14 protein-coding genes and 1 pseudogene are annotated in these 13,566 nt (G+C 61.2%); 9 read left to right on the top strand and 6 right to left on the bottom strand.

Annotation, left to right across the window (positions count from 1 at the left end; translation table 11 throughout):
• The first annotated feature begins 81 nt into the window (after positions 1-81).
• From SWE17_RS13715 to SWE17_RS13700, 4 genes are all read left to right on the top strand, one after another.
• Positions 82-897 (top strand): HpcH/HpaI aldolase/citrate lyase family protein, encoded by an 816-nt coding sequence (locus tag SWE17_RS13715; protein WP_322993643.1) that lies wholly within the window; start codon positions 82-84, stop codon positions 895-897.
• Positions 898-984: 87 nt separating this feature from the next.
• Positions 985-1,773: a class II aldolase/adducin family protein gene (locus SWE17_RS13710; RefSeq protein WP_322993642.1), complete on the top strand. Its 789-nt coding sequence runs from the start codon at positions 985-987 to the stop codon at positions 1,771-1,773.
• On the top strand, positions 1,770-2,786 hold the full coding sequence (locus tag SWE17_RS13705) for a 2-dehydropantoate 2-reductase (RefSeq protein ID WP_322993641.1): 1,017 nt from the start codon (positions 1,770-1,772) through the stop codon (positions 2,784-2,786). The genes SWE17_RS13710 and SWE17_RS13705 overlap by 4 nt, the downstream gene beginning before the upstream one ends.
• A 331-nt stretch (positions 2,787-3,117) precedes the next feature.
• Complete coding sequence (locus SWE17_RS13700; RefSeq protein ID WP_322993640.1) at positions 3,118-4,041, top strand: DMT family transporter; 924 nt, start codon at positions 3,118-3,120, stop codon at positions 4,039-4,041.
• 38 nt (positions 4,042-4,079) lie between these two features.
• On the opposite strand, the gene rsmI is transcribed toward SWE17_RS13700, so the two are convergent.
• Complete coding sequence (gene rsmI / locus SWE17_RS13695; RefSeq protein WP_322993639.1) at positions 4,080-4,979, bottom strand: 16S rRNA (cytidine(1402)-2'-O)-methyltransferase; 900 nt, start codon at positions 4,977-4,979, stop codon at positions 4,080-4,082.
• Positions 4,980-4,993: 14 nt separating this feature from the next.
• Here rsmI and SWE17_RS13690 point away from each other — a divergent pair, with 14 nt between their 5' ends.
• The 3 genes from SWE17_RS13690 to SWE17_RS13680 all read left to right on the top strand — a co-directional run bounded on the left by SWE17_RS13690 (position 4,994) and on the right by SWE17_RS13680 (position 6,657).
• Positions 4,994-5,380 (top strand): YraN family protein, encoded by a 387-nt coding sequence (locus SWE17_RS13690; RefSeq protein WP_322993638.1) that lies wholly within the window; start codon positions 4,994-4,996, stop codon positions 5,378-5,380.
• A 65-nt stretch (positions 5,381-5,445) separates the two neighbouring features.
• Positions 5,446-6,030 (top strand): SIS domain-containing protein, encoded by a 585-nt coding sequence (locus tag SWE17_RS13685; protein WP_322993637.1) that lies wholly within the window; start codon positions 5,446-5,448, stop codon positions 6,028-6,030.
• On the top strand, positions 6,031-6,657 hold the full coding sequence (locus tag SWE17_RS13680; RefSeq protein ID WP_322993636.1) for a BON domain-containing protein: 627 nt from the start codon (positions 6,031-6,033) through the stop codon (positions 6,655-6,657).
• A 71-nt stretch (positions 6,658-6,728) separates the two neighbouring features.
• On the opposite strand, the gene SWE17_RS13675 is transcribed toward SWE17_RS13680, so the two are convergent.
• The gene (locus SWE17_RS13675) at positions 6,729-7,634 is read right to left on the bottom strand and encodes an NAD(P)-dependent oxidoreductase (RefSeq protein WP_322993635.1); all 906 of its coding nucleotides are present in this window, start codon (positions 7,632-7,634) and stop codon (positions 6,729-6,731) included.
• A gap of 144 nt (positions 7,635-7,778) precedes the next feature.
• On the opposite strand from SWE17_RS13675, the gene SWE17_RS13670 reads away from it, so the two are divergent.
• The gene (locus SWE17_RS13670) at positions 7,779-8,462 is read left to right on the top strand and encodes a YggS family pyridoxal phosphate-dependent enzyme (protein ID WP_322993634.1); all 684 of its coding nucleotides are present in this window, start codon (positions 7,779-7,781) and stop codon (positions 8,460-8,462) included.
• A 19-nt stretch (positions 8,463-8,481) separates the two neighbouring features.
• Here the strand turns inward: SWE17_RS13670 and SWE17_RS13665 are convergent, their stop codons facing one another.
• Positions 8,482-9,498: an asparaginase gene (locus tag SWE17_RS13665; protein WP_322993633.1), complete on the bottom strand. Its 1,017-nt coding sequence runs from the start codon at positions 9,496-9,498 to the stop codon at positions 8,482-8,484.
• 62 nt (positions 9,499-9,560) lie between these two features.
• Here SWE17_RS13665 and SWE17_RS13660 point away from each other — a divergent pair.
• Positions 9,561-11,405 (top strand): annotated as a pseudogene (locus SWE17_RS13660) (carboxyl transferase domain-containing protein); the annotation flags it as partial.
• 64 nt (positions 11,406-11,469) lie between these two features.
• Here the strand turns inward: SWE17_RS13660 and fahA are convergent.
• From fahA to SWE17_RS13645, 3 genes are read right to left on the bottom strand one after another with little or no spacing between them, the layout of a single operon-like run.
• Complete coding sequence (gene fahA, locus SWE17_RS13655; protein ID WP_322993632.1) at positions 11,470-12,795, bottom strand: fumarylacetoacetase; 1,326 nt, start codon at positions 12,793-12,795, stop codon at positions 11,470-11,472.
• An 11-nt stretch (positions 12,796-12,806) separates the two neighbouring features.
• Positions 12,807-13,343, bottom strand: a complete 537-nt coding sequence (locus tag SWE17_RS13650) for a VOC family protein (protein ID WP_322993631.1) — start codon at positions 13,341-13,343, stop codon at positions 12,807-12,809.
• Positions 13,344-13,373: 30 nt separating this feature from the next.
• On the bottom strand, positions 13,374-13,562 hold the full coding sequence (locus tag SWE17_RS13645; RefSeq protein ID WP_322993630.1) for a DUF2783 domain-containing protein: 189 nt from the start codon (positions 13,560-13,562) through the stop codon (positions 13,374-13,376).
• Positions 13,563-13,566 lie beyond the last annotated feature (4 nt).

The following is a 13,566-nucleotide window of genomic DNA, read 5'->3' as shown; positions in this document are numbered from 1 at the left end:
CGCTTTGCCACATCGGCCGAGCCGCCAACCCGCCCCCAACAAACTGCAAGCCTTCATCCCTTTAAATCGAGGAAACATCCCATGAACACGCCCACAAACCTTTTCAAGCAAGCCTTGCAAAACCAACAGCCCCAGATTGGCCTGTGGATGGGACTGGCCAGCGCTTACACCGCCGAAATCTGCGCCCTGGCCGGGTTTGACTGGCTGGTGATCGATGGCGAACACGCGCCCAACGACTTGCGCAGCATCCAGACGCAGCTGCAAACCTTGGCCGCATACCCGGGCGGCCATCCGGTGTGCCGCGTGCCTGTGGGTGAGACAGCGCTCATCAAGCAATACCTGGACCTAGGGGCGCAAAATATTTTGGTGCCCATGGTCGACACGGCCGAGCAAGCTGCGCAACTCGTACAAGCCATGCGCTACCCGCAAGACGATGGCCTGGGCGGTGTGCGCGGCATGGCGGGTGCACGGGCCTCGCGCTGGGGCCACTACCCCGATTACTTCAAACGGGCCAACCAAGAGGTCTGCCTCTTGGTGCAGGTGGAATCACGCGAAGCACTGAAGAATCTGGACGCCATTGCCGCCACGCCCGGGGTCGATGGCGTGTTCATTGGCCCGGCTGACCTGTCGGCCTCCATGGGCCATGTTGGCAACGCCGCGCACCCCGAAGTTCAAGCGGCCATTGAGGAAGCCATCGCCCGCATCTTGAAAGCAGGCAAGGCCCCCGGCATCCTCACGCCCGACCGCCAACTGGCTGCGCAGTACCTGCAGATGGGTGCTTTGTTCGTGGCGGTGGGACTGGACACTCAAATTTTGATGCGCCACACCACCGATTTGGCCGCGCACTTCAAAAAAGAAATCACTTCAGCCACCCCTGTCAAAGGCGCCACTTACTGAGCCCATTTAATTGGGGTCAGATCCCAATTCATTTTTTCTGCCGACTCAATCAACAGTTGGGACCGACCCCAACTCAAGGAGATCACGATGTTTCCATCCCCTCAACCTGTGGTGCCTTCCCTGCAAGCGCGGGTCCATCCCGACGAATGGCAGGCCCGGCTCGAACTGGCAGCTTGCTACCGCGTGTTTGCCATGCTCGGCTGGACAGAGATGATTTACAACCACATCACGCTGCGCTTGCCCGACAGCGCGACCGGGGGTGAGAAACACTTTTTGATCAACCCTTTTGGCCTGCACTACAGCGAGGTTACGGCCTCCAATCTGGTCAAGATCAACATGCAAGGCGAGGTGCTGGACGGCTCGCCCTACAAGGTCAATCCAGCTGGTTTTGTGGTGCATGCCACTTTGCACGGTGGCCTTGAAGGGGCGCACTGCGTCATGCACACGCACACGACAGCAGGTGTGGCGGTGGCTTGCCTGAAGGACGGCCTGTCGCAAAGCAACTTCTACTCGGCCCAGTTGCATGGCATGGTGGCCTACCATGACTTTGAGGGCATCACCATCCATGCAGAGGAAGGCCCGCGCGTGCTGCAAAGCATTGGCAGCAAGCCTGCTGTGATTTTGCGCAACCATGGTCTGCTTTCATGGGGCTCCAGCTTGTCTCAGACTTTTGCGATTTTGTGGACTTTGCAGCGGGCTTGTGAAATCCAGTTGGCCACTCAGAGCATGGGTGTACCGATCCCGGTGCCGGAAGACATTGCCGCGAAGTGCACGCGCGATGCCTTGCAGTTCAACCCTCATCACGGGGCTGGGCAAGACGTGTTTGAGGCGCTGGTGCGCCAGATGGACAGGCAGGGTACAGGGTGGCGCGCATGAGCGAAACAAAGAAAGATGTGAAATTCAACAAGATCGCCATCGTCGGCGCAGGTGCCATCGGCGGCTGGATGGGCGTGCATTTGGCACGCACCGGGGCGGAACTCAGCGTTTTGGCAAGGGGCGATACCCTGTCCGCGCTGCAGCAGTTCGGCCTGCAACTTCATCAGGGCGGTGAGTTGCACACTTTGCCCGTTAAGGCTTCCAACGATGCCATGGCTTTGGGTGTCCAGGATTTGGTGGTCATCTCCGTCAAGTCCCCTGCGCTGGCTTCTGTCGCACAGCAGGTGGGACCCCTGATCGGGCCCAACACCGTCGTGTTGACGGCCATGAACGGTGTGCCTTGGTGGTTTTTGCAGGGCTTTGGCGGCCCAGTAGCCGGACGTTCATTGGACGCAGTGGACCCCCATGGCACCATCGCGCGCGCACTGCCAGCTCGGCACATCATCGGCTGCGTGGTTCATGCCAGCTGCTCGGTCGATGCGCCTGGCGTCATCCGTCATCACTTTGGTGACGGTTTGATTGTGGGCGAGCCCACGGGCGAGGCTTCACCCCGCGTGCAGGGGCTGCATGCCATGCTGCGCTCAGCCGGCTTCAACGCCACGCTGTCGCCGCAAATTCAAAAGGACATTTGGTACAAGCTCTGGGGCAACATGACGATCAACCCGATCAGTGCCTTCACAGGCGCCACCACGGACCGAATTTTGGACGACCCTTTGGTTCGCCAATTCATTTCGGGGGTCATGCTCGAAGCCAAAGCCATTGGTGCACAGATCGGCATCCCCATCGATCAGCAGCCGGAAGACCGCCATGCCTTGACCCGTAAATTGGGAGCGTTTCGCACCTCCATGCTGCAAGATGTGGAGGCTGGCAAACCCGTCGAGCTCGATGCCCTCGTTTCTGCCGTGCGTGAGTTGGGGCAGCTGACGGACATTCCAACGCCTTTGACCGACGTTTTGCTGGGTCTTAGCCGCTTGCATGCGCAGGGGCGAGGCCTCTATAGCAGCAACGCCTGAATTATCAATTTTCAAACATCTAACAATCCTTAACAACACTTTTCAGGGCTTGCCTCAATAATGGATTGAATTGTTGCGATGCCTATTTTTGGGGTGAAAAATGTTGATATGGATTTCTATGGTGGTTTCTGGTGTCCTGACGGTTGTTTTGGCTTATTTTTATTTCAAAACGATTCGGTCCATTGAGCAAGATGACATCAACGAGGCCATGGCGCTCGCGCAACGGCAAAAAAACAAGCGCCTATCCCACCGCTTGACGGTGGCCTGATCCCCAAGACGTCCAGTCACTTGGATGTCATCTCCGGGGTGAGTGGGTGGTTAAATGGAGCCCATGTCATCGCACACCAATGTCCCGGTCTCTTATTCCCGTTTGACCCTGACCGGTTTTCTCACGCTCTTGCTGATTGCCCTCATGATGGGGGCCAACCATGTGGCCGCCCGAACCGCCTTCAACCATGGTGTGGATGTGGTGACCGCGGTCACCTTTCGCAGCAGCATCACGGCCTTTGTCTTGGCCTTGATCCTTTGGCAGCAAAAAGTGAGCCTCAAGTTGTCAGGGCGGCAGCCTAAAACTTTGCTGCTGATCGGCCTCTTGATCGCTGTGCAAAGTGTCTGTCTCTATTCTTCGGTGGCCCGACTGCCAGTGGCATTGGCCCTTTTGGCGTTCAACACCTACCCACTTCTGACGGCATTTTGGGCGCGTGTGCTGTACGGTCACCGCCCAGAACGTTCGGTTTTGCTGGCGATGCCCCTGCTTTTGCTGGGCCTGGCCTTGGCTTTGGACGTGTTGGGCGCCGCTTCAGGTTTGGGAGCGGCGCAGCACTGGGCTCAAATCGGGGTGGGCATCGCCTTTGCCTTGGCGGCTTCAGCGACATTCGGTTTGGCCATGGTCATCACCCAGCATGAGGCGGCTGACGTGGATGGCCGTTTGCGTACCTTCACGACCATGGCGACGGTGGCGGTGTTGGCCGCCGCCGTTGCTGCCACGCAAAGTGGTTTCCATCTGCCCCATGCCAGCGCGGGTTGGTGGGGTTTGGGGGCGTTGACGTTTTTATACGGGACCGCCTTCACCATCATGTTCACGGTATTGCCCAAGTTGGGCGTGGTGGGCAACTCGGCCATCATGAACGTGGAGCCCGTTTTTGCCTTGGTTTTGGCTTGGGCTGTGCTGGGGCAAACGATTGCCCCCATGCAGTTGGTGGGGGCACTGGTGGTGGTTGCCACCGTCATGTGGCTGGGTTTGCGCAAGCGGTGACGCCTGCAGACAGCCCCGAACAACCGCGTGCACGGTTGTCAGCCTTTTTTCAGTGCGAGGGCTTTGTCGTACAACTCATTTTTTGATTCACCCGTGATTTCGGCCGCCAGCTTGACGGCCGTTTTCAGGGGCAGCTCAGGCAGCAGCACTTGCAATACGCGCAGGCCTTCGCCCTCGGATGCCGCGACAGGTGCATCGTGCAGCACCAGCACAAACTCACCGCGCTGGCGATCGGGTTTTTCGGCCAGCCAGGCGGGCAAGGCTTGGGCCTCGACCGATTCAATTTGCTCAAATTGCTTGGTCAGCTCACGTCCTACAGTGACGCGGCGCTCACCCAACACCGACAGTGCCTGTGCCAAAGCTTCGATGCGGTGTGGCGCTTCCAGCAGCACCACGGCGCGGCTTTCTTGTGCCAAGGACTGCACCGCTTGCTGACGTTCGCCCGATTTGCTGGGCAAAAAACCGGTGAATACAAATCCGTTTTCTCCCGTCATGCCACTGGCGCTCAGGGCCGTGGTCACGCTGCTTGCGCCTGGCAGGGGCAGCACACGAAAACCTGCTAGCCGCACGGCCGCCACCAGTCGGGCTCCAGGATCGCTGATGGCTGGCGTACCCGCATCGCTCACATAGGCCACCCGCTCGCCTTGCGCCAGTCGGGCGATCACGGTTTGGGCTGCCTCGGCTTCGTTGTGTTGATGAACCGCTAACAGTTGCGAACCGGGGCGGTCGAGGCCGTAGGCCCTGAGCAATTGTTGGGTGTGCCGCGTGTCTTCGCAGGCGACGGCATCGACTTGGCCCAAGACATGCAAAGCCCGCAGGCTGATGTCGGCGAGGTTGCCAATCGGGGTGGCCACGACATACAGTGTGCTGGTCGGGTTGTTTTGCGATCCGGCAGCATCGCGCGCCGCCTCCAAGGCTTTGGCGAACGAGGCAGACAAGGGAGACGGAGTCAATGCAATTCCTCAAAAAGAACACGGTGGCCGAAACCACCAAAGCCCGGGGGGATGCGGGCGAAGACGAGGCGCTGGCCTATTTGCAAGCGCGCGGTTTGCGCTTGCTACAACGCAATTATCGGACGCCCGGCCGAGGGGGTGGTGAAATCGACCTGATCATGCAAGCTGCAGACGGCACCGTGGTGTTTGTCGAGGTGCGCAGGCGCAGTCGGACCGACCACGGAGGTGCCGCGGCCAGCATCGGGTTTGTGAAGCAGCGCCGCATCATTTTTGCAGCGCACCATTACCTGCTGCGCTGGCGCCGTCTGCCGCCTGCCCGCTTCGATGTCGTGACCATTGAGGCGACCGGCCCTCAATGGCTGCAGGCAGCATTTGATGCGGCCTGAAATACCGGGGAAAAAACTGTATTTCAGGGCGGCAGCGGAGTGAGCGGGGTTATCATCCCCTGCGCATGCTAGACCTTCGTATCCAACAACACTTCATTGACAGTGCCGATTTGCACTACCAGGTGGCCGAAACTTTGGCCAAGCCTGTGGATTCGGCTGTTCAGGCGGTGATGGCCTGCGTCACCGGGGGGGGCAAAGTCTTGGTCGGTGGCATGGGCCCATCAGCTGCCTTGGCGCACTATTTGGCGAACTTGCTGGTGGGTGGTTTTGAGCGTGAGCGCCCGGGCTTGGCGGCCTTGGCCTTGTCTGCGGATGCGGTGACGGCCACGCGCTGGACCGATGGCCAAGGTTTGGCCCGGCAGGTGCAAGCACTGGGGCAAACGGGCGATGTGTTGGTCCTCATCAGTTCAGACGGTGCTGAGCCCGCTTTGATCGAGGCCGTGCAAGCAGCCCATGACCGCGAAATGAGTGTCTTGGCCTTGACCGGTCACCATGGTGGCGGGTTGGCCCGCCAGTTGCGTGAAACCGATGTGCATGTGTGTGTGCCGCATGAGCGAGCCGCACGAATTCGTGAAGTGCAGTATTTGGTACTGCATTGTCTTTGTGATGGAATTGACACCCAACTGTTGGGTGAACAGGAGCCTCTTTAAATGAAACGCAATTTTCAATCTTTGGTTTTGAGCGGTGTGGTTTTGGCAGCGGCATTGTCCAGCTTGTCTGCTTGCGCGCCTTTGTTGGTGGGCGGTGCTGTCATGACCGGTATCGTGGCCACCGATCGGCGTACGGCCGGGACCCAATTGGAAGACGAGGCCATCGAGCTCAAGGTCGCCAGTGCCGTTCGTCAAGACCTGGGTGAGCGCATTCACTTGAATGTGACCAGTTTTAACCGCAAGGTGTTGCTCAGTGGCGAAGCGCGCACGCAAGCTGACAAGGAACGCGCCGAGAAATTGGCGCAAAGCCAAGAAAACGTCTTGTCTGTGGTGAACGATTTGGCTGTGGCGATGCCCAGCAGCGTGACCCAGCGATCCAAAGACCTCGTGATCACGGGCCAGTCCAAGGCAGCTTTCATCGATGCCAAAGACCTGCAGGTCAATTCCATCAAGGTGGTGACCGAGCGCGGCATTGTCTATTTGATGGGCCGTGTGACGGCCCGTGAAGCCAAGCGGGCCAGCGACATCGTGCGTGGCATTGGCGGGGTGACCAAAGTGGTTCGGGTGTTCGACGAGATTTCCGAGGAAGAGCTCAAGCGATTGAGCCAGCCGACCCCCAAGAAGTGATGCGCTCACGCAGATAACAAAAAAGCGACCTACGGGTCGCTTTTTTGTGGGCCAATCGCGCCGGGGTGATGTCAGCGCAAACGGCGAATCAGGCTCGAAGTGTCCCAGCGGCCGCCGCCCATTTTTTGCACATCGGCGTAGAACTGGTCCACCAAGGCGGTCACAGGCAGGCGTGCGCCGTTGAGTTTGGCTTCGTCCAGCACCAGGCCAAGGTCTTTGCGCATCCAGTCCACCGCAAAACCAAATTCGAACTTGTCGTCCGCCATGGTCTTGCCGCGGTTGTCCAGTTGCCAGCTTTGGGCCGCGCCCTTGCCGATCACGTCCAGCACCTGGTGCATGTCCAGACCCGCTTGCTGGCCAAAGGCCACGGCCTCCGACAAACCTTGCACCAGCCCGGCGATGCAGATCTGATTCACCATCTTGGCCAACTGTCCCGCGCCAGATGCACCCAACAAGGTGAAGGCCCGAGAAAACGCCATGGCGGCGGGCTTCACATCGTCAAACGCTGCGGCGTCGCCACCGCACATCACGGTGAGCATGCCGTTTTGTGCGCCGGCTTGACCGCCTGAGACAGGTGCGTCCACAAAGTGCAGGCCCAATTTTTGGGCTTCGGCATACAACTCGCGGGCCACTTCGGCAGAAGCCGTGGTGTGGTCCACAAAAATCGCGCCGGGCTTCATGCCGGCAAAAGCGCCGTCCTTGCCCAATACCACGCTGCGCAAGTCGGCGTCATTTCCCACGCAGGCGAACACGATGTCGGCACCGGCAGCAGCTTCGCGCGGGGTGGGCGCGGTGGCGTTGCCCGGACATTCGGCGGCCCAAGCGGCAGACTTGGCGGCGCTGCGGTTGTACACGGTGACGTGGTGTCCGGCGCGGGCCAGGTGGCCGGCCATGGGGTAGCCCATCACACCCAGACCTAAAAAGGCCACTTGGCGGGCGGGGGCAGATTCGTAGGTTTTGGCTGCAATTTGGCTCATGTGGGTCTCGCTGGATGTCGTTGAAAGGGGGTAATTTAGCAGTCTGGCATTGCACAGGTTCGGGTTGGGTGCATTTGGATGCCGAGTTGGCGACCGTTGGGCACGGCTGAGCAGAGCCCGCCTGCGGTTTGGTACGCTCAGGCCATGAACACCACCATTGCTGAAAACCTGTCGAGTGTCCAGGCGCAAATTGAAGTCGCCTGCCAAGCCGCTGGCCGACCGTCCCACAGTGTGTCTTTGTTGGCTGTGTCCAAAACTTGGGGGCCGGAGGCGGTGCGCGCCGCCCATGACGCTGGGCAGACCGCTTTTGGCGAAAACTACATCCAAGAGGCGGTGGACAAGATAGGAGCCTTGAAAGACCTGGCCCTGGAATGGCACTGTATTGGCCCCATCCAGAGCAACAAGACGCGCTTGGTGGCCGAGCACTTTGACTGGGTGCACAGCGTGGATCGCCTCAAAATCGCCCAACGACTGTCGGAGCAGCGTCCAGACCACCTAGCGCCATTGCAGGTGTGCATTCAGGTGAATGTGGACGGCGGCGAGACCAAATCCGGCGTGAGTCCTCAAGAGTTGCCCGCATTGGCGCAGGCCGTGGCCACTTTGCCACGTTTGCAGTTGCGCGGACTCATGACCATTCCCGAACTGGCCGAGACCGACGCCCAGATGCGGGCCGTGCACGCCCAGGCCAAAACTTTGCTGGAGGCTTTGCGCCAGCAAGGCCTGTCTCTCGACACCTTGTCCATGGGCATGAGCGCCGATATGGACGCCGCCATTGCCGAAGGCAGCACCATGGTGCGGGTGGGCACGGCGATTTTCGGCAAGCGCTGAGTGCGGCAAATTTGCCACTTCAGCCGTGTTCCCCGGCTTGAAGCTGGAACACACAGCGCCGCTCGCCTACAGCGATACCCGCCACATTCAGCAGCGTGGCGGCTCGCCAAGGGGCCAATTGCTGGCGCTGCGCATCGTCGAGCCAGCCCAGTTGGTCCAAGGCCTCGACCGTGGCCGCAAACAGCGCCGCTTTGTTGCCGTCCATGATCTTGACCGCCAGGGCTTGGCCCCGCGCACGGCTGGCCACGACCTGCACGCCGTCGGCCCCCACTTTGGTGACCCAGTCGCCGCGACCTGCGCGCATGAAATCGGCGTCGTTTCTGCCAGTGCCCGACACCAGATCGGGGTAGGTGCTCATGGCTTGGCCCAGCTGCTGCAGGCTCTCGCCGTACAAACCGTCGGTTTCTGGGCAGGCCAAACGGGCGTAGCTTCGCGCCAGACGCGACAAGGGCATGGCGTAGTTGGGCGCTGAACAACCGTCAATGCCCAGTGCCAAATCCTGCTCGCTCAGGCCCGCCAGATGCGCCACGGCCTGCCGGATGTGTTGTTGCAGCGGGTGGTCCACCTCGGTGTAGCTGTCGGTGGGCAAACCGTGCTGCACGCAATACGCCAAAAAGCCGCTGTGCTTGCCGCTGCAGTTGTGGTGCCGCTCGTCGTAGGCAAAGCCTTCAGGCATGGGTTGGTCAAAAAACGTGAAGCGGTAGGGCACATGGCAGCCGCAGCGCATTTGCCTGGTGCTGGTGCCACTTTTGCGCAAGATGGACGCAACCTGCGCGACATGCATCTCTTCGCCGTTGTGGCTGGCGCACATCATGGCCAGCTCGGAGGGCGTGAAACCGAAGTGCGCCACGCCGCCAGACTGCACCAGTGGCAGTGCCTGCATGGCCTTGAGGGTGGAGCGGGTGAAGCACAACCAGTGCGGATTGCCCACTTGAGCCAGCACACGACCTTCGGTGTCGGTCACGGCCACTGCACCCAAGTGCACGCATTCCTGCACACCGTTGCGGGTCAACTCGATCAGGGGTTCGAAGTTCATGGTCGTGTCTCGATGCGGGTAAAAAAATTCAGTTTAAATTGTCTCGGACTTGACCCCCTGTCGCCGGGGCAGCGCCGCACAATGAAGCCATGCAAAAAATTCATTCCCCTCTTCAAGCTCAGCTGGTGCAGTGGCTGGCACAAGCCGGTGATGTGGTGGCCGCCGGGGATGTGCTGGTGATTTTGGAAGCCATGAAAATGGAGCACGAAATCCTCGCCCCCCATGCCGGGCAATTGGCCGAGTTGTACTTTCAGGCGGGGGAGACCGTGGGTGAAGGTGAGGTGCTGTTGACACTGGCGCCGATGTCTGAGGCTGTAGCCCGTTCGGTGTCTGCTCTGACTCAGACCGCTGAGCTGTCCGATGAGCATGTGGCACCCGCCGAGCGGGCCGACCTGAAAAAACTGCAAGAGCGCCTGGCCTTCACACAAGATGCACAGCGCCCCGAAGCCGTGGTCAAGCGCCATGCACAGGGCATGCGCACGGCCCGGGAAAATATCGCTGACCTGTGCGACGAAGGCTCGTTTGTGGAGTACGGCGCACTGGCTGTGGCCGCGCAAAGCCGACGCCGCAGCGCCGACGACCTCATGCGCAACACGCCAGCGGACGGTATGGTCACTGGCATCGGCTGCGTCAACGGCCAGCGTGTGGTGGTCATGGCCTACGACTTCACCGTGCTGGCGGGCACGCAAGGCATGCGCAACCACCAAAAGACCGACCGCTTGTTGGGCGTGGCCTTGCAGAACAAGTTGCCCGTGGTGCTGTTCGCCGAAGGCGGCGGGGGCAGGCCGGGCGACGTGGACGTCGCCATCGTGGCGGGCCTGAACTTGGCCACTTTTGCATCGTTTGCCAGGCTCAACGGCCGGGTGCCGGTGGTGGGGGTGGTGGCTGGGCGCTGTTTTGCGGGCAATGCCGCTCTGCTGGGCTGCTGCGACGTGATCATCGCGACCCGCGACAGCAACATCGGCATGGGTGGCCCCGCGATGGTCGAAGGCGGTGGCTTGGGCGTCTTCAAGCCCGAGCAAATCGGCCCGAGCGATGTGCAGCATGGCAACGGTGTGATCGATGTGCTGGTGGAGACGGAAGCGCAGGCCGTGTCAGCGGCGCGGCATTACTTGTCGGTTTTTCAGGGAGCGGTGACCGAATGGCAAGCCCCACCCGCCGAGGCCCTGCGCCATGTGGTGCCCGAAAACCGCTTGCGCGTGTACGACACCCGTGCCGCCATGCAGGGCATGGCCGACGTAGGCAGCTTGCTGCATTTGCGCACCGGATTCGGCGCAGGCATCCACACGGCCCTTGCGCGTATCGCAGGCCGCCCGGTGGGCATGTTGGCCAACAACCCGCTGCACTTGGGCGGCGCGATCGACGCCGATGCGGCAGACAAAGTGGCCCGCTTCATGCAGCTGTGCAATGCGCACGGCCTGCCCATCGTCAGCTTGGTGGACACGCCCGGCTTCATGGTCGGGCCGGACACCGAGGCCACGGCGCAGGTGCGCCATGTCTCGCGCCTGTTTGTGGCGGCGGCGCACCTGCGGGTACCACTGCTCAGTGTGGTGCTGCGCAAAGGCTACGGTCTGGGCGCGATGGCCATGACGGGCGGCGGCTTTCACGAAACCCTGAGCACCGTGTCCTGGCCCACGGGCGAGTTTGGCGGCATGGGCCTGGAAGGTGCGGTGCGCCTGGGTTACCGCAAAGAGTTGGAAGCTTTGCCCGAGGGGGCTGAGCGCGAAGCCCTGTTCGACCAGTTGCTGGCTCAGCAATACGACAACGGCAGCGCCATCAACATGGCCGCGACGCTGGAGATCGACGCGGTGATCGACCCGGCCACCACACGCGACTGGCTGGTGGCAGGCTTGGAAGCGGGGCAGATCCGACCCTTTGACGGCACGCTGGCGATCGACACCTGGTGAGCGCGGAAGCTGTCCTTGTTTCCTTTGTAGGAGCGACGCCCGCGTCGCGATGAACCGCTGCCGGTCAGCCCTTGGGCACCCGCGCGGGCAGCACCGTGCCCACGCATTCGCCAAAGCCGATTCGCGCAGCGCCTGCTTTTTCGCACCAGCCGCGCAGCACCACGCTGTCGCCGTCTTCCAGCCAGGTGCGCTGCTCGCCGCTTGGCAGGACTATCGGGTTTTTGCCGCCAGTGGTCAGCTCGATCAAAGCGCCCGCTTGGTCCAGCGTGGGGCCAGAGAGCGTGCCGCTGCCCAGCAGGTCGCCCGGCTGCAGGTTGCAGCCGTTCACCGTGTGGTGTGTGACCATTTGCGCCACGGTCCAGTAGGCGTGGCGGTAGCTGGTGCGGCAGATGCTGGCCTCAAGCTGCCCGGCCTCGCGCATCTGGGTTGTTTGCAGGCCCACTTGCAGTTGGATGTCGAACGCGCCGCCGCTGCGGTTGGTGGGCGAGTCCAGATAGGCCATGGGTTGTGGGTCAGCTTCTGCACGGGTGAAGGGCATGCGGTAAGGGGCCAGCGCTTCGAGCGTCACCACCCAAGGCGAGACCGTGGTCGCAAAGTTTTTAGCCAGGAAAGGCCCGAGCGGCTGGTATTCCCAGCCCTGAATGTCGCGCGCCGACCAGTCGTTGAGCAGGCAGATGCCGAACACATGGTCTTCGGCTTCGGTGATGTCCACCGCGTCTCCCAGCGCATTGCCGCTGCCGACAAAGATGCCCAGCTCCAGCTCAATGTCAAGCCGCTTGCAGGGGCCGAACGCCGGTTCGGTTGCGCCGGGCGGCATGGTCTGCCCCACCGGGCGGCGGAACTGCTGACCCGACACGCCAATGCTGGACGCGCGGCCGTGGTAGCCGATGGGCACCCATTTGTAGTTGGGCAGCAGCGGGTTGTCGGGGCGGAACTGCTTACCGATGTTGGTCGCGTGGTGGACCGAGGTGTAGAAGTCGGTGTAGTCGCCAATCCGAGCGGGTACGTCGTATTCTGTCTCGGCTTGCGGCACCAGGCAGGCTTGCAGCGCGGCTTGGTCAGCCGAGCCTTCACGCAGGGCGCGTGACAGGGCCAAACGCAAGGCGCTCAAGGCCGATGTGCCCAGCGCCATCAGCGCGTTGAGTTTGTCTTGTGCGCCCGCTTGTGCGGCAGCAGCGGCGATGCCGTTCAGCATGCCTGATTGGGCGACCGCAGCCAGGTCCACGATCTGGTCGCCAATTGCCACACCGCCACGGAAGGACTCAGCTGAGCTTTGGCGGCGGAACACCGCAAACGGCAGGTTCTGGATCGGGAAGTCGGTGCCTGTGGCGTTGGCCGAGGCGACCCAACTGGTCAGGGCAGGGTTGTGGGTTTCGTTGAGCATCGTCATTGCACCCTGTTTCAGGCTGCCATGCTGCCGTCGTGCATCCACGCGGCGTGCTTGGGGGCGCGCTTGGTTTGGCTCCACTCTTCGAGCATGTCCCATTTCACTTCGTCGAGTTTCTTCATCATCTCGGGCGTACCGCAGTCGGCCGCCAATTCGAGGCGGTGACCACTGGGGTCAAAGAAGTAAATGCTCTTGAAAATGGTGTGGTCGACGGGGCCAAGCACCTCGACACCGCCCGCCACCAGCTTGTCTTTGGCCGCCAGCAACGTTGCCATGGAATCGACTTTCAAAGCCAGGTGCTGGACCCAGGCGGGGGTGTTCTCGTCGCGGCCCATTTCGGGCTGGCTGGGCAGCTCAAAGAAGGCCAGGATGTTGCCGTGGCCCGCATCGAGAAAGATGTGCATGTACGGGTCCGGTGCTTTGGTCGAGGGCACCTCGTTTTCGGCAATCGCCAACACGAATTTCATATCGAGGTGCTTTTGGTACCACTCGACGGTTTCTTTGGCATCTTTGCAGCGGTAGGCGACGTGGTGAACAGATTGAACGAGCATGGGGGTCTCCTGGTGTGAATGGGGGGTGAATCAGAGGTCTTGCAGGGCTGAGTTGATGTGTTGCTGGAACAGAACTTCATCGGCCAACGCATTGGCGTTGAGCAAAGCCAGCTTGACGAGGAACAGCTGCGCCTTGTCCGTGCCCGCTTGGTCCAAGGCTGTGGCCAGTGCGTCGTACACGGCTTCGAGGCCGCCAATCGTGAGTGTGGGTTCTGACATGGTG

The sequence above is a fragment of the Limnohabitans sp. genome, from assembly GCF_034680285.1.
GTDB lineage: Bacteria > Pseudomonadota > Gammaproteobacteria > Burkholderiales > Burkholderiaceae_C > Limnohabitans_A.
This window is presented reverse-complemented; position numbering and strand designations above follow the sequence as displayed.

Bases quoted from the DNA above. Each gene is read 5' to 3' on its own strand.
- SWE17_RS13705 (WP_322993641.1), top strand. From the start codon at position 1,770: ATGAGCGAAACAAAGAAAGATGTGAAATTCAACAAGATCGCCATCGTC.
- SWE17_RS13670 (WP_322993634.1), top strand. From the start codon at position 7,779: ATGAACACCACCATTGCTGAAAACCTGTCGAGTGTCCAGGCGCAAATT.
- SWE17_RS13665 (WP_322993633.1), bottom strand. From the start codon at position 9,498: ATGAACTTCGAACCCCTGATCGAGTTGACCCGCAACGGTGTGCAGGAA.
- SWE17_RS13685 (WP_322993637.1), top strand. From the start codon at position 5,446: ATGCTAGACCTTCGTATCCAACAACACTTCATTGACAGTGCCGATTTG.
- SWE17_RS13715 (WP_322993643.1), top strand. From the start codon at position 82: ATGAACACGCCCACAAACCTTTTCAAGCAAGCCTTGCAAAACCAACAG.
- SWE17_RS13690 (WP_322993638.1), top strand. From the start codon at position 4,994: ATGCAATTCCTCAAAAAGAACACGGTGGCCGAAACCACCAAAGCCCGG.
- SWE17_RS13645 (WP_322993630.1), bottom strand. From the start codon at position 13,562: ATGTCAGAACCCACACTCACGATTGGCGGCCTCGAAGCCGTGTACGAC.
- SWE17_RS13680 (WP_322993636.1), top strand. From the start codon at position 6,031: ATGAAACGCAATTTTCAATCTTTGGTTTTGAGCGGTGTGGTTTTGGCA.
- SWE17_RS13710 (WP_322993642.1), top strand. From the start codon at position 985: ATGTTTCCATCCCCTCAACCTGTGGTGCCTTCCCTGCAAGCGCGGGTC.
- fahA (WP_322993632.1), bottom strand. From the start codon at position 12,795: ATGACGATGCTCAACGAAACCCACAACCCTGCCCTGACCAGTTGGGTC.
- SWE17_RS13675 (WP_322993635.1), bottom strand. From the start codon at position 7,634: ATGAGCCAAATTGCAGCCAAAACCTACGAATCTGCCCCCGCCCGCCAA.
- SWE17_RS13650 (WP_322993631.1), bottom strand. From the start codon at position 13,343: ATGCTCGTTCAATCTGTTCACCACGTCGCCTACCGCTGCAAAGATGCC.
- SWE17_RS13700 (WP_322993640.1), top strand. From the start codon at position 3,118: ATGTCATCGCACACCAATGTCCCGGTCTCTTATTCCCGTTTGACCCTG.